The sequence below is a fragment of the Marinobacter salarius genome (assembly GCF_032922745.1).
In the GTDB taxonomy this organism is placed as follows: Bacteria; Pseudomonadota; Gammaproteobacteria; order Pseudomonadales; family Oleiphilaceae; genus Marinobacter.
Map to the genome: position 1 here is coordinate 2629079 of NZ_CP136693.1, position 26579 is coordinate 2655657.

29 protein-coding genes are annotated in these 26579 nt (G+C 58.3%); 13 read left to right on the forward strand and 16 right to left on the reverse strand.

All coding sequences use genetic code 11. The annotated features are described in order from the left end of the window. Nucleotide 1 precedes the first annotated feature (1 nt). The 6 genes from purB to R1T46_RS12155 all read right to left on the reverse strand — a co-directional run bounded on the left by purB (nucleotide 2) and on the right by R1T46_RS12155 (nucleotide 4921). Nucleotides 2–1369 (reverse strand): adenylosuccinate lyase, encoded by a 1368-nt coding sequence (gene purB / locus R1T46_RS12130; RefSeq protein ID WP_317305542.1) that lies wholly within the window; start codon nucleotides 1367–1369, stop codon nucleotides 2–4. Between the two features lie 79 nt (nucleotides 1370–1448). After that, complete coding sequence (gene hflD, locus R1T46_RS12135; RefSeq protein ID WP_199447002.1) at nucleotides 1449–2093, reverse strand: high frequency lysogenization protein HflD; 645 nt, start codon at nucleotides 2091–2093, stop codon at nucleotides 1449–1451. Further along, on the reverse strand, nucleotides 2090–3250 hold the full coding sequence (mnmA, locus tag R1T46_RS12140) for a tRNA 2-thiouridine(34) synthase MnmA (RefSeq protein ID WP_317305543.1): 1161 nt from the start codon (nucleotides 3248–3250) through the stop codon (nucleotides 2090–2092). The genes hflD and mnmA overlap by 4 nt, the downstream gene beginning before the upstream one ends. A 49-nt stretch (nucleotides 3251–3299) precedes the next feature. After that, nucleotides 3300–3749 carry an NUDIX hydrolase gene (locus R1T46_RS12145; protein WP_317305544.1) on the reverse strand — a complete coding sequence of 150 codons (450 nt, stop codon included), beginning with the start codon at nucleotides 3747–3749 and terminating at the stop codon, nucleotides 3300–3302. Next, complete coding sequence (locus R1T46_RS12150; RefSeq protein ID WP_317305545.1) at nucleotides 3746–4387, reverse strand: pseudouridine synthase; 642 nt, start codon at nucleotides 4385–4387, stop codon at nucleotides 3746–3748. The genes R1T46_RS12145 and R1T46_RS12150 overlap by 4 nt, the downstream gene beginning before the upstream one ends. Before the next feature lie 210 nt (nucleotides 4388–4597). Further along, nucleotides 4598–4921: a cold shock domain-containing protein gene (locus R1T46_RS12155; RefSeq protein WP_317308308.1), complete on the reverse strand. Its 324-nt coding sequence runs from the start codon at nucleotides 4919–4921 to the stop codon at nucleotides 4598–4600. Between the two features lie 316 nt (nucleotides 4922–5237). Between R1T46_RS12155 and clpS the strand changes: the two genes are divergently transcribed. Further along, nucleotides 5238–5597, forward strand: coding sequence for an ATP-dependent Clp protease adapter ClpS (gene clpS, locus R1T46_RS12160; protein ID WP_317305546.1), 360 nt, complete (start codon nucleotides 5238–5240; stop codon nucleotides 5595–5597). 18 nt (nucleotides 5598–5615) lie between these two features. After that, a complete protein-coding gene (gene clpA / locus R1T46_RS12165; protein ID WP_317305547.1) occupies nucleotides 5616–7886 on the forward strand; it encodes an ATP-dependent Clp protease ATP-binding subunit ClpA in 2271 nt (756 codons plus the stop codon). Between the two features lie 79 nt (nucleotides 7887–7965). Here the strand turns inward: clpA and infA are convergent, their stop codons facing one another. From infA to R1T46_RS12210, 9 genes are all read right to left on the reverse strand, one after another. Further along, nucleotides 7966–8184, reverse strand: a complete 219-nt coding sequence (gene infA, locus R1T46_RS12170) for a translation initiation factor IF-1 (protein ID WP_007153725.1) — start codon at nucleotides 8182–8184, stop codon at nucleotides 7966–7968. A 78-nt stretch (nucleotides 8185–8262) separates the two neighbouring features. Next, nucleotides 8263–8976, reverse strand: a complete 714-nt coding sequence (locus R1T46_RS12175; protein WP_317305548.1) for an arginyltransferase — start codon at nucleotides 8974–8976, stop codon at nucleotides 8263–8265. Further along, on the reverse strand, nucleotides 8977–9690 hold the full coding sequence (aat, locus tag R1T46_RS12180; RefSeq protein WP_317305549.1) for a leucyl/phenylalanyl-tRNA--protein transferase: 714 nt from the start codon (nucleotides 9688–9690) through the stop codon (nucleotides 8977–8979). A gap of 202 nt (nucleotides 9691–9892) precedes the next feature. Then, nucleotides 9893–10843, reverse strand: coding sequence for a thioredoxin-disulfide reductase (trxB, locus tag R1T46_RS12185; protein WP_317305550.1), 951 nt, complete (start codon nucleotides 10841–10843; stop codon nucleotides 9893–9895). A 164-nt stretch (nucleotides 10844–11007) separates the two neighbouring features. Continuing rightward, nucleotides 11008–11919 carry an AAA family ATPase gene (locus tag R1T46_RS12190; protein WP_317305551.1) on the reverse strand — a complete coding sequence of 304 codons (912 nt, stop codon included), beginning with the start codon at nucleotides 11917–11919 and terminating at the stop codon, nucleotides 11008–11010. A gap of 7 nt (nucleotides 11920–11926) precedes the next feature. Further along, a complete protein-coding gene (locus tag R1T46_RS12195; protein WP_317305552.1) occupies nucleotides 11927–12850 on the reverse strand; it encodes a carbon-nitrogen hydrolase in 924 nt (307 codons plus the stop codon). Continuing rightward, complete coding sequence (locus R1T46_RS12200; RefSeq protein ID WP_317308309.1) at nucleotides 12847–13881, reverse strand: agmatine deiminase family protein; 1035 nt, start codon at nucleotides 13879–13881, stop codon at nucleotides 12847–12849. Before R1T46_RS12200 ends, R1T46_RS12195 begins: the two co-directional genes overlap by 4 nt. A 92-nt stretch (nucleotides 13882–13973) precedes the next feature. Further along, complete coding sequence (locus R1T46_RS12205) at nucleotides 13974–14282, reverse strand: hypothetical protein (protein WP_317305553.1); 309 nt, start codon at nucleotides 14280–14282, stop codon at nucleotides 13974–13976. A gap of 156 nt (nucleotides 14283–14438) precedes the next feature. Further along, entirely contained in the window at nucleotides 14439–15026 is a 588-nt protein-coding gene (locus R1T46_RS12210) for a PilZ domain-containing protein (protein ID WP_317305554.1), read from the reverse strand. Nucleotides 15027–15140: 114 nt separating this feature from the next. Here R1T46_RS12210 and R1T46_RS12215 point away from each other — a divergent pair, with 114 nt between their 5' ends. Then, nucleotides 15141–16382: a lipoprotein-releasing ABC transporter permease subunit gene (locus R1T46_RS12215; RefSeq protein WP_317305555.1), complete on the forward strand. Its 1242-nt coding sequence runs from the start codon at nucleotides 15141–15143 to the stop codon at nucleotides 16380–16382. Further along, nucleotides 16375–17085: an ABC transporter ATP-binding protein gene (locus R1T46_RS12220; protein ID WP_317305556.1), complete on the forward strand. Its 711-nt coding sequence runs from the start codon at nucleotides 16375–16377 to the stop codon at nucleotides 17083–17085. Before R1T46_RS12215 ends, R1T46_RS12220 begins: the two co-directional genes overlap by 8 nt. On the opposite strand, the gene R1T46_RS12225 is transcribed toward R1T46_RS12220, so the two are convergent. Next, nucleotides 17073–17645: a DUF2062 domain-containing protein gene (locus R1T46_RS12225; RefSeq protein ID WP_317305557.1), complete on the reverse strand. Its 573-nt coding sequence runs from the start codon at nucleotides 17643–17645 to the stop codon at nucleotides 17073–17075. The genes R1T46_RS12220 and R1T46_RS12225 overlap by 13 nt on opposite strands. A 95-nt stretch (nucleotides 17646–17740) precedes the next feature. Here R1T46_RS12225 and R1T46_RS12230 point away from each other — a divergent pair, with 95 nt between their 5' ends. The 9 genes from R1T46_RS12230 (at nucleotide 17741) to murB (ending at nucleotide 26566) form a co-directional block, all read left to right on the forward strand. After that, nucleotides 17741–20122: a DNA internalization-related competence protein ComEC/Rec2 gene (locus tag R1T46_RS12230; protein ID WP_317305558.1), complete on the forward strand. Its 2382-nt coding sequence runs from the start codon at nucleotides 17741–17743 to the stop codon at nucleotides 20120–20122. 92 nt (nucleotides 20123–20214) lie between these two features. Further along, entirely contained in the window at nucleotides 20215–20841 is a 627-nt protein-coding gene (locus tag R1T46_RS12235) for a MotA/TolQ/ExbB proton channel family protein (RefSeq protein WP_007155358.1), read from the forward strand. Between the two features lie 5 nt (nucleotides 20842–20846). Continuing rightward, the gene (locus R1T46_RS12240) at nucleotides 20847–21272 is read left to right on the forward strand and encodes a biopolymer transporter ExbD (RefSeq protein WP_317305559.1); all 426 of its coding nucleotides are present in this window, start codon (nucleotides 20847–20849) and stop codon (nucleotides 21270–21272) included. Then, nucleotides 21265–23040, forward strand: a complete 1776-nt coding sequence (msbA, locus tag R1T46_RS12245; RefSeq protein ID WP_317305560.1) for a lipid A export permease/ATP-binding protein MsbA — start codon at nucleotides 21265–21267, stop codon at nucleotides 23038–23040. Before R1T46_RS12240 ends, msbA begins: the two co-directional genes overlap by 8 nt. Beyond that, nucleotides 23037–24047: a tetraacyldisaccharide 4'-kinase gene (gene lpxK, locus R1T46_RS12250; RefSeq protein ID WP_317305561.1), complete on the forward strand. Its 1011-nt coding sequence runs from the start codon at nucleotides 23037–23039 to the stop codon at nucleotides 24045–24047. Before msbA ends, lpxK begins: the two co-directional genes overlap by 4 nt. Nucleotides 24048–24057: 10 nt before the next feature. Next, entirely contained in the window at nucleotides 24058–24246 is a 189-nt protein-coding gene (locus R1T46_RS12255) for a Trm112 family protein (protein ID WP_286810329.1), read from the forward strand. A 12-nt stretch (nucleotides 24247–24258) separates the two neighbouring features. Further along, nucleotides 24259–25059, forward strand: coding sequence for a 3-deoxy-manno-octulosonate cytidylyltransferase (kdsB, locus tag R1T46_RS12260; RefSeq protein WP_317305562.1), 801 nt, complete (start codon nucleotides 24259–24261; stop codon nucleotides 25057–25059). Further along, nucleotides 25056–25535 (forward strand): low molecular weight protein-tyrosine-phosphatase, encoded by a 480-nt coding sequence (locus R1T46_RS12265; RefSeq protein WP_317305563.1) that lies wholly within the window; start codon nucleotides 25056–25058, stop codon nucleotides 25533–25535. Before kdsB ends, R1T46_RS12265 begins: the two co-directional genes overlap by 4 nt. After that, complete coding sequence (gene murB / locus R1T46_RS12270) at nucleotides 25532–26566, forward strand: UDP-N-acetylmuramate dehydrogenase (protein ID WP_317305564.1); 1035 nt, start codon at nucleotides 25532–25534, stop codon at nucleotides 26564–26566. The genes R1T46_RS12265 and murB overlap by 4 nt, the downstream gene beginning before the upstream one ends. Nucleotides 26567–26579: the final 13 nt, after the last annotated feature.

The following is a 26579-nucleotide window of genomic DNA, read 5'->3' on the forward strand; positions in this document are numbered from 1 at the left end:
TTCAGATATCCCGTGCCTGTTGCGTGGCGTTGCCAATGTAAGAGCCTGGGGTAAGTTCCATCAGTTCCGCCTTGGCGGCATCGGGAATTTCCAGTGACTCCACAAAGGTCTTGATCACATCCGGTGTCATGGCTTTGCCACGGGTCAGCGCCTTCAACTTTTCGTAGGGCTTCTCGATGTTGTACCGGCGCATAACGGTCTGGATCGGCTCCGCCAGCACTTCCCAGGCGTGATCCAGGTCCTCGTCCAGGCGTGCCGGGTTGATTTCCAGCTTGCCCAGGCCTTTCAGGGAGGCCTCGTAGGCAATCAGGCTGTGTGCGAAACCCACGCCGAGGTTGCGCAGAACCGTTGAGTCGGTCAGGTCACGCTGCCAACGGGAAATCGGCAGCTTGGCAGACAGGTGGCTGAACAGGGCGTTGGCGATGCCCAGGTTGCCTTCAGAGTTCTCGAAATCAATTGGATTGACCTTATGGGGCATGGTGGACGAGCCCACTTCGCCTTCCACGGTTTTCTGCTTGAAGTAGCCCAGGGAGATGTAACCCCAGATATCCCGGTCCAGATCGATCAGAATGGTGTTGAATCGAGCAATGGCGTCGTAGAGCTCGGCGATGTAATCGTGGGGTTCAATCTGCGTGGTGTAAGGGTTCCAGTCCAGGCCCAGGCTTTCAATGAATTCCTTGGCGTTCTGGGCCCAGTCGATCGATGGGTAGGCAGACAGGTGGGCATTGTAGTTGCCCACGGCCCCGTTGATCTTGCCCATCAGCTCCACGGCGCGAATCTGTGTCACCTGTCGGCGCAAGCGGTGAACCACGTTGGCCAGTTCCTTGCCGACGGTGGAGGGCGAGGCCGTCTGGCCATGGGTGCGGGACAGCATGGGTTGTTCCGCGTGCTCATGGGCCAACTCTGCCAGCCGGTCAACGATGCGCTCCATGGCTGGCAGCAGGCCGTGGTCCAGACCTTCGCGCAACATCAGGGCATGGGACAGGTTGTTGATGTCCTCGGAGGTGCAGGCAAAATGCACGAACTCAGTAACGGCGTGCAGTTCTGGAACCTCGGCAATCTTTTCCTTGATGAAGTATTCCACCGCCTTTACGTCATGGTTGGTGGTGCGTTCAATGCCCTTGATTCGTTCCGCGTCTGCCAGATTGAACTCTGAAATCATTCGATCCAGAAACTGGTTGGCGTCGGCAGAGAAGGCAGGCACCTCTGTGATGCCGGGGTGGGCCGCCAGTTTCTGCAGCCAGCGGAGCTCAACGGTCACGCGGTTCCTGATCAGGCCATATTCACTGAAAATGTCACGAAAAACGCTGACTTTACTGCCATAGCGTCCATCGACCGGGGAAATGGCGGTCAGGGCGTTGAGTTCCATCGAAAACCTCTCAAGTCATCAAAGATACGGTCAAAAGAAAAACTGGGGGCGCTTATGATACACCAGTGGTGGCCGGGATTCAGTCGTAAACCGAGCGGTTTGCCTTCTCCGCCAACTCCCGGGCGGTCATGATGACCTTGCGGCGAGTGAAGATAAGCTGCCAGCGGCGGCCGCCGGTCTGGTGCCAAAGGACGGCGGAGCGAATGCCGGCCAGTAACAGGGCACGTACCTTGGCCGCATTCTCCTCACGTTGAAGAATCGTGGGCTCACCGCTGACCTGGATACGCTGGCGGAAGGTGCTGATGGTGTCCGTGTAAATCGACGCCACGTTGGCAATCAGGTTGCTGTGGCTGTAGCCGAAATGGCTCGCGGTGTGCCGGGCCTGATCGATCCGACTGCCGACCACATCCAGCATATCGCTGTTTTGACGAAGCTTGGAAGAGAGGTTGATCAGGTTCAGCGCGTAACGCAGCACTTCAATGTCCTGTTGCTTGCTCTGTTGGCTCATTACGCTGGCGAGGGTGGAAAGACCTTCACGCAGATCCTTCAGTTCACCGCCGAACACATCCAGGGTCGTTTCAGGCTGCGTCGCGAACAGCGAACGCAGGCAGGTTTCAAAGCTGGACTCCGCGCACTGCCCGGAATGGGCTATTTGCTGGACCAGAGCAGAGGCCTGGAAGACGCCCGCCAGAGCCAGGGTCTGGTCGTGTATCGATCGGCTCATGCGCCGGCTCCTTCCGCCTTGTTTTCGGTCCCTGTGGGCGCCTGCTCACCGTCACGCCAGGTTTGTTCGATAACGCCGCCACCAAGGCAGACCTCGTCATGGTAAAACACAACCGACTGGCCCGGAGTGACGGCGCGCTGGGCATCGTCAAAGACAATCCTGAACCCGCTGTCCAGGGCTGTCACCGTGCAGTCCTGGTCCGGTTGGCGGTAGCGGGTCTTGGCTTTGCAGCGGAACTCCGCAGCCGGAGCGTCGCCGGCAATCCAGTCTACCGGACCGCTGATCAGTCCGCGGGCGAACAGCAGGGGGTGATGCTTGCCCTGAACGGCAACCAGTACGTTGCGGGACAGGTCTTTCTCCGCGACGTACCAGGGCTCGTCGCCAAACTCACTCAGGCCGCCAATGCCCAGACCCTGACGCTGGCCAATGGTGTGGTACATCAGGCCCTGATGGCGGCCGATCACCTGGCCATCGGGGGTCTCGATATTTCCGGGTTGCGCGGGAATGTACTGTTTGAGGAAATCCCGGAACTTACGCTCCCCGATAAAGCAGATACCGGTGGAGTCTTTCTTGTCGTGGGTGATGAAGCCCTGTTCGGCGGCAATGCGCCGTACTTCCGGTTTTTCAAGCTCGCCCACTGGAAAGAGCGTGCGGGCAATACGTTCGCCGGAGACGGCGTGCAGGAAGTAGCTCTGGTCCTTATTGGGGTCAAGGCCCTTGAGCAGTTCGGCTCCGCCACTTCCGTCGTCCAGAGGACGCTGGCGAGTGTAGTGGCCGGTAGCAATGTAGTCGGCGCCCAGGGTAATGGCGTAATCGAGAAACGCCCGGAACTTCACTTCCTTGTTGCAGAGGATATCGGGATTCGGGGTCCGGCCAGCCTTGTACTCCGACAGGAAGTGCTCGAATACCCGGTCCCAGTATTCCGCCGCGAAGCTGGCGGTGTGCAGCGTAATACCGATGGTTTCGGCCACTGCCTGAGCGTCCGCCAGGTCGGTCATGGCGGTGCAGTATTCGGTGCCGTCATCCTCGTCCCAGTTTTTCATGAACAGGCCTTCCACCTGGTAACCCTGGTCCTTCAGGAGCCAGGCTGCCACGGAAGAGTCTACGCCGCCGGACATGCCGACAATCACTCGGGTATTTTCAGGTGCTTTAGTCATGTCTGGGTCTGTCTGGGTCAAAGGGGCGGATTCTAGCATTTAAGCCAGGTTACGTCTGCGGCTCGACAATGACATCCAGGGGAAAGCGGCGTCCGTTTCGGTAATCTTCTATGCATTGCATGACCAGAGGGCTCCGAAGCTTGTCGGCGTGTGAGCGGATTTCACCGGGTGTTAACCAGTGGGCGGCGATAATGCCGTCGTCCAGTTCATCGGTCACGCGGTTCAGGGCCTTGGCCGAGAAGCAAAACCGGTAATAGGTAACGCCGTTCGCCGGTGCCTTATAGGTGTAGACGCCAAGGAAGTGTTCAGGTGTCACCTCCCAGCCAGTCTCCTCCAGGGTTTCCCGCTGGGCGGCGTCAAGAATTTTTTCGCCTTCCTCTACGTGGCCCGCGGGCTGGTTCAACACCACTTGGCCATGGCTGAGCTCCTCAACCAGCAAAAAACGGCCCTGGTCATCTTCAACAATAACGGCGACTGTGGCGTGGGGTGTCCAGGTCATGGGCGGGGGCGCCTCCGGGGTGGGTGTTTGCGAAATTTCGCCGGCTTCCGCGCCGCATTTCCTGGCGGGGGTGCAGGCGCATGTACGGATGTCGCCCTGTATTCGCCGGGCGCAAGCCCGTCCAGGGTCCAGTCTCCAATACCATAGCGAATCAATCGCAGGGTAGGGAAGCCAACTGCCGCTGTCATGCGACGGACCTGCCGATTCTTACCTTCGGTAATGGTGATCTTAACCCAACTCGTGGGGATTGATGCCCGATGCCGCACTGGCGGGTTTCTGGGCCAGATCTCCGGTGGTGCCATCGTTGATATTTCGGCTGGGCGAGTTTTACCGTCTTTCAGTTCCACGCCTTCGCGCAGCTGTTTCAGCGCCGTTTCGCTGATCTCGCCTTCAACCTGAACCCAATACGTTTTTGGCATTTTCAGTCGCGGAGAGGCGATTCGCTGTTGCAGCTGTCCGTCATCCGTTAGCAGCAGGAGGCCTTCCGAGTCATAGTCAAGCCTGCCGGCAGGGTAGACAGCGGGAATAGTAAGCCAGTCGGCGAGGGTGGCGCGGAGGGTGCCGTCCGTACCGCCTTTCTCGTCGGTAAATTGGCAAAGAACCCGGAACGGTTTGTTGAACAGAATCAGCGTTGCCATCGTGGCAAATGAACCTCGATTTGGGGAATCGAATTTGAAAAGGCGCATTATGCCAGAAGAAAACGAAGGGAGGGGTTACACCCCAGGGCTCGGTACCCCAGGGCCCGGTCGCCCCAACCGGTATCGGAACGACCGAACGTCCGGACGTAGACTGTCTTGCCGGTCATAGCGAGCCGGTGTTGTCTGCCCGGGCTGTGGCAGCGTCAGCATTCAGGCGTTAGCTGCGCGGGGCTGATCCTGGTATCCGCTGTCTTGATCCCGTTCCACGTCGTCATCGCTGCCGGATGCCTTTTCAGAAGAGTTCTCCGGTGAGCTCTGCTTCCGTGGCTGCTCCTCTGGGACAATGTTGACCGCGTGGATCCCCTTGTCGCTAGGCTTTTTATCGAAGGTGACGGCCTGGCCGGCCTTTAAGGTTTTGTAACCTTCCATTTGCACTGAAGAGAAGTGAGCAAACAGATCGTCACTGCAGCCTTCCTCGATAATGAAGCCATAACCCTTGGCATTGTTGAACCACTTTACCTTGCCTCTTGGCATGATGAACTCCCCTGTTCTTTCACTGTCAGTGTCTTTGTTATTGATATTATTACCGAGCGTTTCGCCTTGCACGGATTGCAGCCTGTTACAGGCTTCTTACGCCAATTTACAATATTTTACATTGCTATCGTACTGTTGACCAATATTCGCTCAGAGTCAATAGCAGTTATAGCCGGAATGTATGGTTGAACCGGGGCCGGAGCCTGTATCATGGCGATATTGATAACCAGCGCACGCCCGGTTACCGGAGGTACCTTGAAAACCGGGCGGCAGACAACCATCTTTAAGCAGAGGCACCGATTTCCGGTAAAGAATCATGCGGACTATCCAGAATTCTCTACTAGTATTAAGTCAGGGGGAGGACGAACAACCAGGGCGTCAGGACGATGTCAGCGTTGCTCCCGAGAAGCCCGCCCTCAAGCGCCCCGCGCGCTTCAGGGTTCTGCTTCTGAACGACGATTACACACCCATGGATTTCGTTGTGGATGTGTTGATGACATTCTTCGGTATGAACGAAGAAAAGGCGACGCAGGTGATGCTGCTCGTCCATACGCAGGGAAAGGCTGTATGCGGGGTATATACCCGGGACATCGCGGAAACAAAGGCGGCACAGGTGAACCAGTATTCCTCGGAATGCGAACATCCGCTCCTTTGCGAGATTGAACGTGCGGACTGATAGACCTTGGGGTGGCCCATGCTGAGCAAAGATCTTGAAATTACACTGAATACGGCTTTCAAAAGTGCCCGCGACAAGCGTCATGAGTTCATGACCGTCGAGCATCTTTTGCTGGCCTTGCTCGACAACGAATCGGCAGTGGGCGTCCTGAAAGCATGCGGTGCAGATCTGGCCCGGCTTCAGGAAGAACTCGTAGAGTTTGTGGATTCAACCACACCACTGATCCCCAGCAACGACAGCGAGCGGGAAACGCAACCCACGCTCGGATTCCAGCGCGTGCTTCAGCGTGCTGTTTTTCACGTACAATCCTCTGGCAAGAAGGAGGTGACCGGTGCCAATGTGCTGGTGGCCATCTTCAGTGAGCAGGAGAGCCAGGCAGTTTATGTACTTAAGAAGCAGAGCATCGCCCGCATTGATGTGGTGAACTTTGTTTCCCATGGTATCTCGCGCGTTCAGGGTGCCGAAGATCAGGAGGGCCCCGACCAGGCGTCCCACGATGAAGCCGCTGAAGAAGGTGGCGCGTCACGCCCGCTGGAAAGCTACGCAACCAACCTGAATGATCAGGCACGACAGGGCCGCATTGATCCGCTGATCGGCCGTGAACACGAAGTCGAGCGGGTAGTGCAGATACTGGTTCGTCGTCGCAAGAACAATCCGCTCCTGGTGGGCGAAGCTGGCGTGGGAAAGACTGCGATTGCCGAAGGCCTTGCCAAGCGCATCGTGGATAGCCAGGTGCCGGAGATCATTTCCGATGCAGTGGTCTATTCACTCGACCTTGGTGCTCTGCTGGCTGGTACCAAGTACCGCGGTGATTTCGAGAAGCGGCTGAAGGGGCTGCTGGCGGAATTGAAGAAAGAGAAGCATGCGATTCTGTTCATCGATGAGATTCACACCATCATCGGTGCCGGGTCCGCATCCGGCGGTGTGATGGATGCCTCCAACCTGCTCAAGCCGATGCTGAGTTCAGGGGAAATCCGTTGCATTGGTTCCACGACCTTCCAGGAATTCCGTGGCATTTTCGAGAAGGACAGCGCGCTGGCTCGCCGTTTCCAGAAGATTGATGTGAACGAACCCAGCGTTGAGGATACCTATCAGATCCTCAAGGGGCTGAAGTCCCATTTCGAGAGGCACCATGACCTGAAGTACACCGACCAGGCACTGCGTGTGGCGGCGGAGCTGTCTGAGCGTTACATCACCGACCGTCACCTGCCGGATAAGGCCATTGACGTGATCGACGAAGCCGGTGCTCATCAGCGTCTGCTGGCGGCGTCCAAGCGTAAGAAGACAATCGACGTGTCGGAAATCGAGGACGTGGTGGCCAACATCGCCCGCATTCCTCCGAAGAACGTCTCCACCAGCGACAAGGACCTGCTGCGCAATCTGGAGCGGGATCTCAAGATGGTGGTCTTCGGGCAAGACCCGGCCATCGAATCGTTGTCCACCGCCATCAAGCTGGCCCGTGCCGGCCTGAAGGCGCCGGAGAAGCCGGAAGGTGCCTTCCTGTTTGCCGGCCCCACGGGTGTGGGCAAGACCGAAGTCACCAAGCAACTGGCCAAGGTATTGGGTATTGAGCTGGTGCGCTTCGACATGTCCGAGTATATGGAACGGCATACGGTGTCCCGGTTGATCGGCGCGCCTCCGGGCTATGTCGGGTACGACCAGGGTGGTCTGCTGACGGAATCCGTCAGCAAGCATCCGCATTGCGTGCTGTTGCTGGATGAGATCGAGAAGGCTCATCCGGAGGTCTTTAACTTGCTGCTGCAGGTGATGGATCACGGTACGCTCACGGATAACAACGGTCGTAAGGCAGATTTCCGTCATGTGATCCTGGTGATGACCACTAACGCCGGTGCCGAAAGCATGGCCCGTCGTTCCATTGGCTTCAGCGAGCAGGACCACAGCACGGATGGTATGGAAATCATTTCCAAGACCTTCACGCCGGAGTTCCGCAACCGCCTGGATAGCATTATCCAGTTCGGTGATCTCCAGCCGGCCACCATCACCCACGTGGTGGACAAGTTCCTGACCGAACTTCAGGCACAGCTGGATGAGAAGCATGTGGTGCTCCACGTGGATGACGCCGCGAAAGAGTGGCTGGCAGAGAAGGGCTACGACGTCACTATGGGCGCGCGCCCAATGGCACGTCTGATCCAGGACAAGATCAAGCGCCCCTTGGCGGAACAGATATTGTTCGGTCGGTTGTCAGAACACGGCGGCGATGTCCACATTCACCTCAAGGATGGCGAACTGCAATTTGAGTATGAGGACGAGCCTGCGGAAGCGGTTTAGGAAAGCGGAACCAGGTTTGGCTGTAAGATAAAGAAAGGCCCCGGTGGTGACACCGGGGCCTTTTTACGTCACAAGGCTATCAACGAGCGCGGTAAACGATGCGCCCTTTGCTCAGATCGTACGGGGTCAGCTCCACCTTGACCTTGTCGCCTGTCAGAATGCGGATGTAGTTCTTGCGCATCTTGCCAGAAATGTGAGCGGTCACAATATGGCCGTTTTCGAGTTCAACCCGGAACATGGTGTTTGGAAGCGTATCAACAATAACGCCTTCCATTTCAATAGCATCGGACTTCGCCATTCAGTAAAAACCTCGTAAATTGGCTTGCTGTGATTTTAAATTGCGCAATTCTGCCTGATTTACCGCCATTTGGCAAAATCAGTTAACGTCCATGATGTGCCATTGCCCGTCCTGGAGCGCTTCGATCGGGCGGAATCGTGTTTTGTAATTCATTTTCCGGCATTCTTCGATCCAATAACCCAGATACAGGTGTGGGAGCCCCAGCCGTTTTGCTTCCTCGATCTGCCAGAGCACCGCAAAGGTGCCCAGGCTTCGGCTTTCATAGGCAGGATCAAATACGGTATAGATGGCTGACAGGCCTTCGTCCAGCATGTCCACGGCGGCCAGACCCACCAGGTTGTCTCCGTCCATGATTTCGACAAACCAGGAATCGGTGGCGCCCTCCACCAGGAACGACATGAACTGTTCACGGGAGGGTGGGTACATGTCGCCGTCAGAGTGCCGTTGTTCAATGTAATGCGCGTAGAGGCTGTAATACCGTTCCGAAAAGGTTGCCTTGACCATGCGGCAGCTAAGGTCGGCGTTCTTTTTCATGACCCTGCGCTGGCTGCGGTCTGGCTGGAACTCTTCCACCTTGAGCCTGACAGGGACGCAGGCATTGCAGTTTTCGCAGTGGGGACGATAGTAATGCGAGCCACTTCGACGGAAGCCCAGGGCGGTCAGCTGGCTGTATAACCGCTTGTCCACATGCGCCCTCGGGTCGACGAACATAGTGGTTGCTTCGCGATCTGGCAGGTAACTGCAGTCGTGGGCCGGCGTGGCAAAAAACACCAGGGTCCTGAGATTGCTCATTCACACCTCCGGGCCGGGCCACTGCCACCGGAAGCCCCAGTCGCTGTGGTCCGGACTACTGTCGACGCATGTCCTGAGTATAGATAAAAATTCGCTGCGTGGAATACTTCGTGCACCCATTCGCAATAGGTGGCCGCTTTCCACCTGGCAATCCATGATCCGGTAACCCCAGTCCCGGAGCTGGTTGGCCAGATGGACCATCAATACTTTCGAGGCGTTGGTTTCCAGTGAAAACATGGACTCGCCAAAGAAACAGCGGCCAATGGCCAGGCCGTACATTCCTCCGGCCAGTTCTCCTTTGGGGTTCCATACTTCTATGGAGTGGGCCACACCCTGTTTGTGAAGCTGGCCATAGCTGTCAATCATATCCTGGGTGATCCAGGTGCCTTCGGCACGGGTGTTGGCGCAGAGGCGGATGATGCGGGGGAAGGCCTGATTGGCGGTGATGGTGAAATAACCGCGGTTGAGGGTGCGCCGTAGGCTTCTGGAGACGTGGATTTCTTCCGGGAAAAGGACGCATCTGGGGCTGGGGGACCACCAGAGTATGGGTTGGTCGTCGCTGAACCAGGGGAAGATGCCGTTGCGGTAGGCGAGTTTGAGCCGCTCGGTGGATAGGTCACCGCCCAGCGCCAGCAATCCGTCGGGGTCCTCCAGGGCCTGTTCGGCGGGGGGGAACCAGAGTTGGTCGGGGTCTAGCCAGGGTAGTGACGTCATCTCGGTCCGGAGTTAGTACTCGAGTGTTGGTGGAGTCGGCGAGTGGTCACGGATGTCTGAAACACGCTCGAGCACGTCGGTGTGGCGCTTGGGCTCCGCCATCCATGGCTCCGCACAGTTTCAGACATCCGTAACCACTTGCCTTTTCGGGCCTCGGAGGTGCCTGCCCTGAACCACTTCCGAATAAGTTTCTCGGTTAAACTCAGTCTTGGTCCAGAAACTTTTCGGCGTCAAGTGCTGCCATGCAGCCGAAGCCTGCAGAGGTAACGGCCTGGCGGTAGACGTGGTCGGCTACGTCGCCGGCGGCGAAGACGCCGGGGATGCTGCTCTGAGTGGCCATGCCTTCCAGGCCGGAGCGGATTTTGATGTAGCCGTTTTCCATATCCAGCTGGCCCTGGAACAGGTCGGTGTTGGGTTTGTGGCCGATGGCGATGAACACGCCGGCCAGGTCCATTTCCTGGGTGGCGTCGCCCTTGGTGCTTTTGATGCGCATGCCGGTGACGCCGGTGCCGTCGCCGAGGACTTCGTCCAGGGTGTGGTCCCAGATGATGTTGACGTTGCCGTTTTCGGCTTTTTCGAACAGTTTGTCCTGCAGGATTTTTTCAGCGCGCAGGCTGTCGCGGCGGTGTACCAGGGTGACTTCGTCGGCGATGTTGGAGAGGTACAGCGCTTCTTCAACGGCGGTATTGCCGCCGCCGATGACGGCGACTTTCTGTTTCTTGTAGAAGAAACCGTCGCAGGTGGCGCAGGCGGAGACGCCCTGGCCCTTGAATTTTTCTTCCGAGTCGAGGCCCAGGTACATGGCGGAGGCGCCAGTGGCGATGATCAACCCGTCGCAGGTGTATTCGCCGCTGTCGCCCTTGAGGCGGAAGGGGCGGTTACGCAGGTCGGCTTCGTTGATGGTGTCGTAGACTACCTGGGTCTCGAAGCGCTCCGCGTGTTTGAGCATGCGCTGCATCAGCTCGGGGCCCTGTACGCCATCGTTGTCGCCCGGCCAGTTGTCCACGTCGGTGGTGGTGGTCAACTGTCCGCCCACTTCAATACCGGTGATCAGCGTGGGTTTCAGGTTGGCGCGGGCGGCGTAGACGGCAGCGGTGTAGCCGGCGGGGCCGGAGCCTAGGATGATCAGTCTGGAGTGTTTGGTTTCGCTCATTATGGGTCTCTCGCTAACGAATCTGGACGTGTTGCGCTGGCCGCGTTTTCACGTAATCGGTACGTTGGTCCGGGGGCTGGCCCGGAGGAAAAGGGCAAAAGGCTAACATGAACAGGATAGGTTTCCAGTTGTTTTGCCCAATTCATTCCATTAAGTGATGCTATCTATTCAATGACAGAGACGGAGGTCAGAAGTTGCCTTACTCTCTCCGCGCTCTTTCCGGACTCGCCCTGTTCCAGGCGGTGTTCGGCGACCGCAGGAAATACCGCCTGGATGTCATCCGGTAACACATGGTGGCGACCGTCCATCAGGGCCCATGCCCTTGCGGCGCGCACAAGCCCGAGTCCGGCCCTGGGCGACAGGCCATACAGTAGGCCGGGCATGCGTCGGCTCTGTTCCAGCAGGCGCTGTACGTAGTCCAGCAGTGCCGGGCTGGTGGACACCCGGTTAACGGCGTCCTGAAGGGTTTGCAGGTTTTCCGAAGAAAGCAGTGATTGCAGTCTGTCGGTCATGACCCGGCGGTCTTCACCTTCCAGCAGTTCCCGTTCGGCGCGCGGGTCGGGGTAGCCCAGGCGTATGCGCATCAGGAAACGGTCAAGCTGGGATTCCGGTAACGGGTAGGTGCCGCCCTGCTCGATGGGATTCTGTGTGGCGATAACGAAGAATGGATGGGGCAGGGGGCGGGTTTCGCCCTCGATGGAAACCTGCCGTTCCTCCATGGCTTCCAGCAATGCACTCTGGGTTCTTGGGGAGGCGCGGTTGATCTCATCGGCCAGGACAACCTGCGCGAAGATCGGTCCGGGATGGAACACCAGGCTGCCCGCCTGCTTGTCGTACATGGAGAAGCCAAGCACGTCAGCAGGTAAGAGATCATTGGTAAACTGGATGCGCTGGTAGCTCAGGCCCATGACCTTGGCTAACGCGTGGGACAGGGTGGTTTTGCCCATTCCCGGAATGTCTTCAATCAGCAGGTGGCCCCTGGCCAGCAAGCCGCAGAGCGAAAGCCGTACCTGGTGATCCTTGCCCAGGAGTATGCTGTTTAACTCGCGGATAACCGTATCCGTCAGTTTTTTCATGTAGTGTTCAGTCCCTTACTCGCTTGAGAATGTCGCCATAGGCGTCGATACGCCGATCCCTGAAGTACGGCCAGATGCGCCGAATCGATTCACTGCGAGAGCGGTTAATGGTAGCGAATAATAGGGTTTCGGAATGGTCGTCGGCACGAGCCAGGAACTCTCCCTGGGGCCCGCATATAAAGCTGTTGCCCCAGAAACGAATGCCGTCGGAGCTGCCGGACGGGTCGGGTTCCGTGCCGATGCGGTTTGGCGCGATGACCGGCAGGTTATTGGCAACCGCATGGCCGCGTTGAACGGTTACCCAGGCGTCCAACTGGCGCGCCTGTTCTTCCGGGTCGTCGGTGACATCCCAGCCAATAGCGGTGGGGTAGATCAGTACCTCCGCGCCGGCCAGGGCCATCAGGCGGGCGGCCTCTGGATACCACTGGTCCCAACACACCAGCACACCCAGCCGACCCACTGAGGTGTCGATGGGGGTGAAGCCGTTGCGGCCGTCGTTGAAGCTGGCGTCGCCCGGGGTGAAATAGAATTTTTCGTAAAAGCCGGGGTCGTCGGGAATATGCATCTTGCGGTAGAGGCCGGCGATGCTTCCATCCCGCTCAAAAACAACGGCCGTGTTGTGGTAGACGCCGTTCATTCGCCGTTCGAAGATCGACCCAACGAGGACAATGCCAAGTTCCGCGGCCAGAGCGGATAGTCGACGACTGGTCGGACCGGGAATCGGTTCGGCAAGTTCGAATACCGAGGTATCTTCGGTCTGGCAAAAGTAGAGCGTAGCGTGCAGTTCCTGCAGGACGACGAGTTGGGCGCCGTCAGCTGCCGCCTGGCGAACCAGGCGTTCGCTGGTGGCCAGGCTGGTGTCCTTGTCGGCGCTGCACTGCTGTTGTATCGCGGCAATGGCCAGGTCAGGGGATAGGGGGGAGTGACTCATGCGCCTACAACCCCTGCTGGTATCTGCATGGTGATGCAATGCAGGCTACCTCCCTGTGTAATCAGTGCTCGGCAGTTCACCGGAATCACTTCCCGATCCGGGAAAAGATTCGACAGGGTGGCCACCGCCTCTTCATCTTGCGGCACGCCATAAACCGGCACCAGCACAGCGCCGTTGATGACCAGGAAGTTGGCATAGGTTGCGGGAAGGCGCTCGCCGTCATCGTCATGGATGGCATCCGGCCAGGGCAGCGGGGTCAGGCGGTAGGGTCGGCCGTCAGCCTGGTGGAACTGCTGCAGCTCCTCCTCCATGGCCGCCAGGGCGCTGTAGTGCTCATCGCTGACGTTCGAGCAGGATACGTAACAGATATGGTCCGGTGCGCAAAACCGCGCCAGGGTATCGATATGGCTGTCGGTGTCGTCACCGGCAAGGTAGCCGTGGTTCAGCCAGAGGATGCGCTCGGCGCCCAGCGTCTCCGACAACAGGTGTTCAATGCCCGCCCGATCCATGGATGGATTGCGGGAAGGCGTCAACAGGCATTCGCTGGTGGTCAGCAAGGTGCCGTTACCATCGGACTCGATAGAGCCTCCCTCGAGAACGAAGTCGACTGGTATCAGCGGTGTCGCGCCAAAGCTGCCAAAATTCGACAGGTGGCTATTCAGGGCATTGTCTTTTTCCCAGGGGAATTTTCCACCCCAGGCATTGAACCTGAAATCCAGTAATTCGTGGCCCTCGCCACGGCTAATGGCGATGGGGCCGTGGTCGCGTGCCCAGGTATCGTTGGCCGGGGCAGGGACGGCCACAACGCGGCCGGGAAAGCCATTCTCTTGAGCGAACTGATTAAGCTCCCTTTCCAGCTCCTGCAAACGGAAAACATGCTCGCAGCTGAGTAGTACGTGCTGAAAGCGCAATACGGTCCGTGCGATCTCCATAAACACCGGCTCGACATCGGCGAGGATGTCGCTCCAGTCCGTTCCGGGATGGGGCCAGGTAAGCATGATGGCACTTTGGGGTACCCACTCGGCGGGCATCACAGGTCTGGAAGTCAAGTTGTGAACACCTTATCCAAAAGCCGCCATTCTAACGAACGGGCGGGGTTGCGTCAGGATATGCAGAGGATTTTTTAGCGGCTGGGCTTCAATACCGCATGGATGACCCGGTCAGCTTCAAAGTACACGACGAAATCCCCGTAGTGCCATTGCGATATGGGTGGGTTGCCCACTGGCCCGGACGTGCGTATCGGGTTGCCCCAGCCGTTGCGAACGCTGGACTGGCTCATGCCAGTACGTGGAAGGTTTTCCTGTGCGCCGCGCTCAGCCTGCGACTTCACTGGAACCCGAACCTCTTCCGCCACCGCGGTGGTAAGCGGGGCTACCGCCAGTCCTGAGAGGGCTGCGGCGGCACAAACGGCTTTTATGGTGCGGTTTTTCATCAGTGACTTACTCCCTGGGGTCGTCGTATCCGATTGAACGGGGTTGCCTGGAGAATCTGGAAAGTACCGTGGTGTGTACGCGCCAGACATTGATAAAACGTAATATCCACCAAAGACTAACAAAAGTCAGCCCGAATTCGATGATTTGTGGACCGTTTACTCTTTCTGTCGCTGGCGGATCTGCCATCGCATCACATGGCGGGCAACTTGCTGTCGGTCGCTGTCATGAATGTCAGTAAATTCCGTATGAACCCTGCCACCGCCGCTTTTCTCCGGTACAACGTCGATGACTCGGGCAGTGGCTACGGGCTGAAACAGCTCCGGCGGCAGCGTCATTCTCAGGGCCAGTTGGTCACCGGCGGAAAAACGGTTAGTGGAACTGTGGAACGACAGTCCACCTTCGCTGAGTGTGACATCCTGCCAGTCCTCAGGTTGCAACGGATTTTGCTCAAAGGCCATAATGCGCGCCAACGTATCCAGCTTCCCGTTCAGAGACTTGATCAGAGAGGTCAGCAGGCGGTCACGTTCTGCCAGGTTGGCGAGCTGTGCCCTGACATCCTGATCCAGGCGCCTGAACTCCGAGCGCAGGCTTTCCACGTGATTGCCGTTAAAGGGGTTTTCCTGATTGTCCTCGCCAGGACCCAGCGTTCGGATTTCCAGGCCAATATGGTCACTGATGCGAAAGAAGTCCCTGCGGTCAGAGGGAATATCCAACGGGTTATTGTCGGGTGTCATTTCAGACATCTGGGCTCCATAACACGGTATTATTGTTTCCTGATAGCAGTTTAGCAGCTTCCTGACGGTCCGTATCGCCGCAGGATTTTCGACAGACCAGAAGGCAGCGACAGGCTCCTCCCAATGTTCAGACCCTTATCATTGTATGTCGGCTTGCGGTACACCGCGGCCAAACGACGTAATCACTTCATTTCGTTCATTTCTCTGACGTCCATGATTGGCCTGATGCTGGGCGTGGCGGTCCTCATCATCGTGTTGTCGGTGATGAATGGCTTTGACCGTGAGCTCAAGCAGCGAATTCTGGGCATGGTGCCTCATGCTGTGATCCAGGGTAATCCCGATCTTGATAATTGGCAGCAAGTGGACCGGGAAGTAGAGAAACACCCGTCGGTGATCGCTGCAGCGCCCTTTATTCAGGGTCAGGGTATGGTCACAGGTGGCGGTGACGTTCGCGGCGTCATGCTCAATGGTGTGCTGCCAGAGCAGGAGCGAAGCGTTTCCATCATCGAAAACCATATGATCGAAGGCGGGCTGGACGACCTGAAATCCGGAGAGTTTGGCATCATTATCGGCCGGCAGATGGCCGCCAGCTTGCGCCTGCAACTGGGCGACCGGGTAACCGTAGTGTTGCCGGAAGCCTCGGTAACGCCGGCCGGGGTATTGCCGCGACTGAAGCGATTCACCGTCAAGGGTGTATTCAGTGTCGGGGCCGAACTGGATGGCAACTACACCCTGATTCATATGGATGATGCGTCAAAGCTCATACGCACCGACGGCAAAGCCCAGGGTGTGCGCCTTCTGGTGGACGATCTGTTTCAGGCACCGAAAGTGGCAGAAGAAGTCGCGCGCCAGTTGACCGGCCGCCACTACATATCTGACTGGACCCGAACCCATGGCAATCTGTTCCAGGCCATCCGCATGGAGAAGACCATGATCGGCCTGTTGCTGATGTTCATCGTCGCTGTGGCCGCGTTCAACATTGTATCGACACTGGTAATGGTGGTTACCGACAAGACAGCCGATATCGCCATCCTGCGCACGATGGGCGCAACACCCGGGCGAGTGATGCGGATCTTCATGGTTCAGGGCGCCGTGATTGGCATTACCGGCACCCTGGTAGGCACAGCGCTGGGCATCCTGGGTGCCTACAACATCAGCGGGTTTATTGCCTGGCTGGAGGCCTTCATGGGGCATCAGTTCCTCAGTGCTGACGTCTATTTCATCAGTTATCTTCCGTCCCAGCTGCAGTGGCAGGACGTGTGGATCATCAGTGGTGCCGGCCTCGCCATGAGTCTGTTGGCAACGATCTATCCAGCGTGGAGAGCATCCCGCGTCGACCCGGCGGAGGCCCTGCGATATGAGTAATTCAGCAACCATGAACGACGACAGGTCATTGGTTATCAACTGCGAGAAAGTGACCAGAACCTATAACGAAGGGCCTGGAAAGCTAACGATTTTCTCGGACATTTCGCTTCAGGTATCGGCCGGCGAATCGGTAGGCATTGTTGGCAGCAGTGGTGCTGGCAAAACCACGCTGCTAAACCTGCTCGGGGGGCTGGATAAACCTTCTTCGGGTCATATTGATATCTGCGGGCAGGATATCCACCGGATGAGCGAATCCGGCCGGGCGCGTTTTCGCAACCGTCACCTGGGGTTTGTTTACCAGTTCCATCATCTGTTGCCGGAATTTTCTGCTCTGGAAAACGTCATGATGCCGGGTGCGTTGGGTGGCCGTGGCGTTCGCCAGGCCTCGGAACAGGCAACCGCCATTCTCGAACGTGTCGGGTTAGGCGCGCGTCTGGGGCATAAACCCGGAGAGCTGTCTGGTGGTGAGCGTCAGCGGGTGGCGATTGCTCGCGCCCTGGTGAACGAGCCCGAGTGCGTTTTGATGGATGAGCCCACCGGCAATCTGGATGAGCAGACCGGGGAAAGTGTTCGCGAGCTTATCGAGTCGCTCAGGGATCAGATTGGCATTGCGTTCGTGTTGGTCACCCACGACATGGCCATGGCCAGGAGCCTGGGGCGGGTGCTTCGGCTGGAGCAGGGTGAACTATTTCAGGAGCTTTGATGGGCGTCGGTGCCCGGCTTGGACTCGCGGGCGGCCCGGCGGTGACGGATTCGAAGTAGCTGGCGTTCCCGCCAGTCGCTACGGACCTTGCGCCGCCACAGGAATTGAATGACCAGATAGGCAAGGCAGGCTGAACAGGTGGCTACCAGAAGCGATCCCAGGTAGAGGGGGATGCCGATATCCAGTAGCCGGCCGCTGAGCCACGACCAGGACAACTGGATCTCGAAGTTCAGTACCGGTCTGTCCAGTATCCAGGCTCCGATCTTGTAATTGAAGTAGAACATCGGTGGCATGGTCACCGGGTTGCTGATCCAGACCAGCACCACAGAAAGCGGCAGATTGGCGTTGAACCAGATGGCGAAGAAGGCAGCGGCAACCATCTGGAACGGCATCGGTATAAATGTCAGGAAAATGCCGACCAGGAATGCCCTGGCGACGCTGTGCCGATTGATGTGCCACAAGTTGGGTTCATGAAGGATATCCCCGAGGAAGTGCAGCGACTCCATCGAGCGCACCCTTTCCGGCGTTGGTAGATAGCGTTTCATGAACTTCTTTGGCATTGGGAAGTTCTGCCTGCTCGGGATAATGGTTCCGGGGTATGGCGGCTCCCGGAATTGACCAACTATCAGGAGGACAAGGATTGTCCGGAAGTTTTATGGCCAGGGTTGGCCTCGTGGGCTTCGCCTGCGGCGTTATCTTACTGTATAGCTTGGCGGTCTTGCCACCTTTGCACTGGCTGATGTCCGCCACGCTCATCCTGTTTGTCGCGATACTTCTTGTCAGGCCCCCGCTGTTCAGGGCGGTCGCAGTCTTGCTTGCCGGTGGGATTGTTGGCCTGGCCTGGGCAACAATGCAAGCGGACGGTCGGCAGCAATCGGTGTTACCGCCTGCACTGGAAGGTCAGGAACTGGACGTATCAGGGTATCTTTGTGATGTCCCGTCCGGAGGCAGCTTCGGTAGCGTCCGTTTCGGCTTTTGCGTGACGCAATGGCATCTGCCCGAGGGCGGCAATACCTACCCCTCCGATGAATTGCCGGATCAGCTTCGGCTTGCCTGGTACGGCGATGAGGTCACGAACACGCCCGGTCATCGCATGACGCTGACAGTTGTCCTCAAACGCCCCCATGGAGCCGTAAACCCGAAGGGGTTTCGCTACGAATCCTGGCTGTATCGCAAGGGCTTCGGTGCCACCGGTACCGTTCGCGAGCTTTCCCGCGCAGACCATCTTGAATGCCCGCTTCGTTGTCGCTATCACCGCTGGCGGGGAGAGCTTGTCGACGCTGCCTCGGACAGATTGTCTGACGCTCGCCATTTCCCGTTAATAACCTCCCTGATGATGGGCTACCGCGGGCATATGCAGCCCGAACACTGGGACGTTCTGAAGGCCACCGGAACCATTCACCTGGTCGCCATTTCAGGGCTACACCTGGGGTTGATTGCCGCTGGGGCAGGCTTCCTATGCCGTCGCCTGCTGCTTTGTCTTCCAGAGCGGCAAGTATCGCCTGCGACATTAAGGGTGCTGGTCTTCCTTGTGGTCGCCAGTGCGAGCGTCGGGTATGCGCTTGTGGCCGGGTTTTCCGTGCCAACCAGGCGGGCACTGATTATGGTCATCATCGCCGGGTGGGTTCTCGTTGGCGCCCGGCAAACCGGAGTTTTTACGGGGCTGCTGGCCGCGTTGGTTCTGGTGTTGTTAAGTGATTCGTTTTCGCCCCTGGACCAGGGATTCTGGCTGTCTTTTGGCGCTGTGACGGTCCTGGTAATGCTGTTTGCCCTCCGTGTTGGAAGGGCCGGTTGGCTTGCGGGTCTATGTCTGGCCCAGATGGCCGTGTTTGCCGGGCTCTGGCCGATATTATCCAGCCTGGGGCAGCCTCAGCCGGTGATCGGTCTGGTTGCCAATCTGTTTGCCATTCCCTGGGTATCGCTGGTGGTCATGCCGTTATTGGCCCTTGGAGCTTTTACGCTGGTTTTCCTTCCCGCTGGGGATGCACTGGTGATCGGCGTGTTGGATGGTGTCTTCGGGGTGCTGTGGCAGGGGCTTTCCTGGCTTGCAAGCGTTGATGCTGTGCTGACGGCGCCTGGCCCATTTCAGATTGTGGGGGTTTCTCTGGTGGTGCTGATGGCCTTATTGGTGCCGTTCGGCGGGTTTCGGAAGGCGAGTACCTGTGTTGTGTCGTTGTGGATTGCCATGGTCGTGTTTCGGGGCAACGAGATGGGACAACCGAACGAGACGGTGACCCACCCTGAAATCTGGGTATGGGATGTCGGCCAGGGGCTATCCGTCATGCTTCGTGAACAGGATCAGGTGCTGGTCTACGACACCGGCCCGGCACTGGAAGGTGTTTACTCGTCGGTGGAGTCAGTGCTGATTCCCAATCTGACTGCTCTGGGCGTCCGCCGTATTGATACCCTGGTGATCAGCCACGGTGATGGTGACCACGCCGGGGGGCTGCCGTTGCTGTTCGATCGATTCGAGGTTGGGCGGGTTATTACCGGCGAAACCGGGAGAGTTGCCGACAAGTTGCCGGAGGGTGTAAATGTCAGGCCTTGTTCTGGCCAGGTGGATGTCCGGATGGGCGAATTAGAACTGGCATTCTGGCGGAACCCAGGCAGGATTGAGGGCAATGACGCGTCCTGTGTGCTGACGGTATCGTCGACTGTCCCGTCCGTTGAGGTGGTGTTGCCTGGCGACATAACCCGCCGGGTGGAAGAGGCGTTTATGGCTCGGACCGACAATCTGGGGAATGACGCCGACCACTATCGGGTTGTGCTGGCACCCCACCACGGCAGCAAAACGTCCTCATCGAAATCTTGGGTCGCCCGGATGGTTCCGGATCTTGCCCTGTTCAGCGCCGGCTACCGGCATCGTTTCGGTCATCCCCATGCCGATGTGGTTGAACGTTATCGCTCCGTTGGCAGCGACATTGCCAATACCGCTACCTCCGGCGCAATCAGGCTGGTTCTGGAGCCGGGCGGAGTGTTGACGACAGAGGCCAGGGCAGGGGCCCCCTTCTGGATTCGCAAACCCGAAACTCCCTGAGCGGAGTGTAAAAACCGTGACATTCCGGGTGTGGCCTACACCGGCAGCTATGCTAAAGTAGCGCGGCTTGTAAACAATCAGGGAGACCAAGCGTGTTCGAGCTTTTGAAAGCCGGTGGCATCCTCATGGTGCCGATTCTTGCCTGTTCCATTCTTGCCCTTGCCATCATCCTCGAGCGCTTCTGGACGCTCAGGCCATCCAGGGTAACGCCCCAGCACACCATCAACGAACTGTGGCGGTGGATCAAGAAAAAGGAGCTTAACGGGCGCAAGCTCAAGGCACTGCAGGGGTCGTCTCCCCTGGGTCGGATCCTGGCCGGCGGGCTGATGAATGCCAAACATGGTCGCGAGATCATGAAGGAAAGCATTGAGCACGAGGCGAGTCAGGTCATCCATGAACTGGAACGTTTCCTGAACCCCCTCGGGACTGTTGCGACCATTACGCCTCTTCTGGGTCTGCTCGGGACCGTAATCGGCATGATCAAGGTGTTTGCAGAGATCCAGCTCGCCGGTGTAGGCGATGCCGGTAATCTGGCCGGGGGTATTTCGGAAGCACTGATTACGACGGCTTCCGGCCTGAGCGTGGCGATACCGGCACTGATCTGCCATCGGTACTTTATTCGACGTGTCGATGAGCTGGTTGTCGGTATGGAGCAGGAAGCCATCAAGCTCGTCGAAGTGGTGCATGGCGACCGCGAAATTGACGTGGAAGGAGCCTGAACACTGTGAAGTTCAAGCGTCAGAGAAGTCAGGAAGTCGGGGTAGACCTGACGCCACTGATCGATGTGGTTTTCCTGCTGCTGATATTCTTTATGGTGTCCACCACGTTCACCCGTGAGAGCCACCTCAATATTGAATTGCCGGAAGCCAACGGTGAGCGGTCGGAGTCCGAGGCAGAGTTGATTGATGTGGTCATCAACGCCGAGGGCCAATACATCCTCAACGATCGAACCCTGGTGAATAATCGTCGGGAAACCCTGGAAAGGGCGGTTCGTGAACTGGCACAGGACAACACGTCGCTGCCGTTCATCATCACTGCGGATGCCCGTACCCCTCACGAGTTCGTCGTGCGTGCCATGGATGTGGCGGGTCGTCTTGGTTTTGCCAAACTCAGCATCACCACCGAACGAGAGGCGGAAGGCAGTGAGTGACGCCACTTCGACAGCCGAAGAGTCCCACCAGCCGGCAACCAACTGGGGAACCTACAAACGCCTGTTGGCTTACGTAAAGCCTTTCTGGCTGGCGTTCTCGCTGGCCGTGGTTGGCAACGTCATCTACGCAGCGGCCTCCACCGGCATGGCGGCGGCGATGGAATACGTCATCACCGCGCTGGAAAACCCCACCGACAAGAACCGGATTCTGCTGACGTTGCTGATCGTCGGTGTGTTCGCCTTTCGCGGTGTCGGTACCTTCATGAGCCAGTATTTCATCAGTTACGTCGGGCGCCAGGTTATTAACGCCCTGCGCAAGCAGGTCTTCGACCGTTTGCTGAGCCTGCCGTCCCGCTATTTCGATGAGAATGCTTCCGGTCGGCTGGTTTCGAAGATCACGTACAATGTTGAGCAGGTGGCGGATGCCACCACCAACGCCGTGACCATCACCCTCAGGGAAGGACTTACCATCCTGGGCCTGCTGGGCTTTATGATCTACACAAACTGGAAGTTGACCCTCGTGTTCCTGGCCGTAGGGCCGTTGATTGCCCTGGTGGTCAGTTATGCGAGCAAACGCTTCCGCAAGATCAGCAAACGTATCCAGGGGTCGATGGGTGACATCACCCACGTGGCCTCCGAATCCATCAGTGGTTACCGGGTGGTTCGCACCTTTGGCGGCGAGCACTATGAGCGTGATCGCTTCCGCAAGGTCAGTGAGAAAAACCTGGAGCAGAGCCTGAAGATGGCCTCCACTCAGGCCATCAGCATTCCGATTATCCAGGTGCTGGTGGCGATTGCCATCGCAGCACTGGTGTGGACCATGCTGGCGCCGGAGATCCGTGGAGAAATGAGTACCGGCCAGCTTGTGGCTTTCATTACTGCCGCAACAACCATGGCCAAGCCCATTCGCCAGGTAACCTCCGTCCATGCCAAGATCCAACGTGGCGTTGCCGCTGCCCACGACGTCTTTGGCACCATGGACGAGGAACCGGAACACGATCCGGGTACCTACGCGCCGGAGCGGGTCAACGGCAACATTGAATTTGAGAACGTGTCCTTCCGCTACCGTGACCAGTTGGACGACGTGCTCAAGGACATTTCCCTGAACATACCGGCTGGTCAGAGTGTTGCCCTGGTCGGGCGTTCGGGCAGTGGCAAGTCGACAATGGTCAGTCTTTTGCCGCGTTTCTACGAGTACACCGGTGGAGATATCCGCCTGGACGGCCACTCCCTGAAGGAATTCAGCCTGGAAGCCCTGCGATCACAGATTGCGCTGGTGACCCAGAATGTGGTTCTTTTCAACGATACCATTGCCGCCAACATCGCCTATGGCGACCTCCGCCACTGCAGTCGCGAGCAGATCACTGATGCGGCGGCCAAGGCCCATGCGCTGGAGTTCATCGAGCGTATGCCGGAAGGTCTGGATACCATGATTGGTGACAACGGCGTGATGCTTTCCGGTGGCCAGCGCCAGCGACTGGCCATTGCAAGGGCGCTGCTGAAAAACGCACCGGTGCTGATCCTGGACGAAGCAACATCGGCCCTCGATACGGAATCGGAACGGCACATACAGGAAGCCCTGGAAACCGTCATGCAGGGCCGTACAACGTTGGTCATTGCTCACCGGCTGTCGACGATTGAAAAGGCGGATCGCATCCTGGTGATGGATGGCGGCAGAATTGTCGAGTCCGGTCGCCATGACGAATTACTGGCCCAGGGCGGGGCCTATGCCCAGCTCCACCAGATGCAGTTCAGCGAGCAGGTATGACCACGCTGGTGGAGCGGGTATGGTACAGCGGTAGGCGCCCCCTGTGGCCGTTGTATCCGCTGGTCTGGCTCTACCGCACCATTTCTGAAAGCCGTCGCCGCCGGGCCTGGCAGGCTAGGAACGAACGCATTCCGGTTCCCGTGGTGGTGGTGGGCAATATCACCGCCGGGGGCACAGGAAAATCCCCGTTGACCGCCGCCCTGACCAGTCTGCTAAAGGACCAAGGTTGGCAACCAGTGATCCTGAGCCGTGGCTACGGCGGTAAGTCTGATCACTACCCACTGTTGGTGAACGCTGACACTAACGCCAGGATCGCCGGTGACGAGCCGGTGATGCTGGCCGCGCAATCGGGCTGCCCGGTTGTGGTAGACCCGGACCGCAGGCGGGGTGCCCTATGGGCACTGGAGAAGTCCCTGGGTACCATCATCGTATGTGACGATGGGCTTCAGCACTATCCGCTTCCCCGGGATATCGAACTCGCGGTCTTCGACGCGGCCCGCGGCGTTGGCAACGGCGCCCTGATCCCTGTTGGCCCCTTGCGTGAACCTCTGACGCGGCTGGAATCCGTCGATTTCGTGATCACCAATGGTGGCCTTCTCGACGAGCTCGAGCATGAGCACCAGTTCAACATGACGCTGGCGCCGACTGAGCTGCGAAACCTTGTGACCGGGGAAGTGCTGTCTCCGGAGTGCCTTGAGGGCCGGCGCGTGAGGGCTGTGGCGGGAATCGGTAATCCCGGCCGGTTTTTCGATACACTGATGGCGTTGGGGGCTCAGGTCAGGCCTCTTGCGTTGCCGGACCATCATCGTTTTACGACCGCCGACCTGCACTCCGAAGACGGCGAATGGCTGGTGATGACCGCCAAGGATGCGGTCAAGTGTCGTGGGATTGCCCCGGACAACACCTGGGCCCTGGCTGTCACGGCGAGCCTCCCCGAAGCGTTTGCCGAGGCGTTCGTGGCCCGCGTCAATGACTGCAACCAATCGCTGGATACAATGACATTGTGAGAACCGCACCATGGATAAAAAACTGATGGCCCTGCTGGCCTGCCCGGTATGCAAAGGTGACCTGAAGCTGAACGATGCCAAAACCGAACTTGTCTGCTATCAGGATGCGATGGCCTTTCCGATTCGCGAGGGGATACCGGTGATGCTCGCCGCCGAAGCCCGGACGCTGACGACCGACGAGCGACTCCACAAACGCTGACAGGAAGCCTGTATGTCCTACACCGTCGTTATCCCGGCACGTTATGCCTCCACTCGGTTGCCTGGCAAGCCCTTGGCAGACATTGCCGGCAAGCCGATGATTGAGCATGTCTATGAGCGGGCGTGTGAAAGTCAGGCTGGTCGTGTGGTGATCGCCACCGATGACGAACGCATCGAGGCCGCCTGTGCCGACTTCGGTGCAGAAGTGGTGATGACCTCCGCCAACCATGCCAGCGGTACGGACCGTCTGGAAGAGGTGGCCCGAAAGCTGGGGTTTGGCCCGGACAACCGGGTTGTCAATGTTCAGGGGGATGAGCCCTTGATCCCACCGGAACTGATCGACCAGGTGGCGGAAAACCTCGAAGCCCATCCCGATGCAGCCATCGCCACCCTCTGCGAGCGGATTCCGGACGCAACCAGTGTGTTCAACCCCAATGTTGTGAAAGTGGTGTTCGATAACCGGGGCATGGCCCACTATTTCAGCCGGGCGCCGATTCCCTGGGCCCGGGATGCGTGGCAGGGCAATGGCGACACCACCAGCGCCGCGCGGTCGCTACCGGAAGACAGCAATTACTATCGTCACATTGGTATCTACGGCTACCGCGTCAGCCTCCTGCGGAATTTCGTGACCTGGGCGCCAGCCCCAACCGAAGTCACTGAATCCCTGGAACAGTTGCGGGCACTCTACAATGGCGCCCGCATTCACGTCGAAGAAGCGTGCCGGATGCCACCTGCGGGCGTGGATACTGTCGAGGATCTCGAGCGTCTGCGGCAAATCATGATTACCAGACAAAAGGGGGCAGGACACCCATGAAGCCGGAAGTAAGCGTATTGTTTGTCTGTCTTGGCAACATTTGCCGTTCGCCCAGTGCTGAAGGTGTCTTTCGCCAGGTGGTTCGGCAGTCCGGGTTCGAAGGCCGGATTGCCATCGATTCCTGCGGTACCGGTGACTGGCATGTGGGCAAGGCCCCGGACGGACGCGCCATGGCCGCCGCGGGCAAGCGCGGAATCGATATCAGCGATCTCCGGGCCCGCCAGTTCCAGGCGCCGGATCTGGGCCGGTTCGATTACGTGCTGGTGATGGACCGTCAGAATCTCGCGGATGTCAGGGATATCTGGCAGCGACATGGCGGGACCGAGCCGGCATTGTTTTTGAGATTTGGTCGGTCTGGTGAAGAGGAAGTGCCGGACCCATACTACGGTGGCGATCAGGGTTTCGAACACGTACTTGACCTGATCACCGAGGCTAGTGAAGGCCTTCTTGATCATATCCGGGAGCGGTTGGTGTGACCCATTCCGGGGAGATCAGGGAGAACGTGTCCCTGGGGGCCATGAACAGTCTTGGTATCGAGGCGAGAGCGCGGTACTTTGTGTCGGTAACCTCTGTCAAGGCGCTCCGGAGAGCGCTGGAGTGGGCATCGGAAACGTCGGTTGAACCGCTCCTGCTCGGAGGCGGCAGCAATCTGGTGTTTGCCGGCGATTTCCCGGGGCTGGTGATTCGTATCGCCATCGCCCGCCGGTGCTGGGAGCGGGTAAATGGCGACGAGGCCACATTGGTACTGGGTGCTGGTGAAAACTGGCACGAAAGTGTGTTGTACGCGGCCTCAGCCGGCTACAGGGGCATCGAAAACCTGGCGCTGATTCCCGGCACCGTCGGGGCAGCACCGGTTCAGAACATCGGGGCTTATGGCACTGAGTTGCAGGACACCCTGGTGGATATCCGGGCTCTGGATCGGCACACTGGCAACGAAGTGGTGTTGACCAACAGCCTGTGCCATTTCAGCTATCGCGACAGCGTGTTCAAGCATGAACCCGGGCGTTACGTCATCACTGAGGTTCGTCTACGGTTGGCCCGCACCCGCCCATTTTCACTGGATTACCGTGACCTCCGCGACTATTTCGATGGGCAGGACCCGAACGATCTTGCTCCCCTTGATGTGGCCAATGCCGTCATGGCGGTTCGTCGTCGCAAATTGCCTGATCCGGAACAGCTCCCAAATGCCGGTAGCTTCTTCAAGAACCCGGTAGTACCACTGGAAACCTGGGAATCGCTGAAGCAGAAGCATCCGGAGATCGCTGGCTACCCCGGTGATGACAATGCCAAGGTGGCGGCTGCGTGGCTGATCGACCAGTGTGGCTGGAAGGGGTACCGTAATAGAAGGGTTGGCGTCCATAACCGTCAGGCATTGGTGCTGGTGAACCATTCGCACGGCAGCGGTCAGGACGTGTTGGCATTGGCCAACCGTATCCGGGAGGATGTCGAAGCCCGCTTCGGTATTGCGCTGGAAATGGAACCGGGCGTGATCAGTTCATGCCCATAGGGCAGGCCTGAAC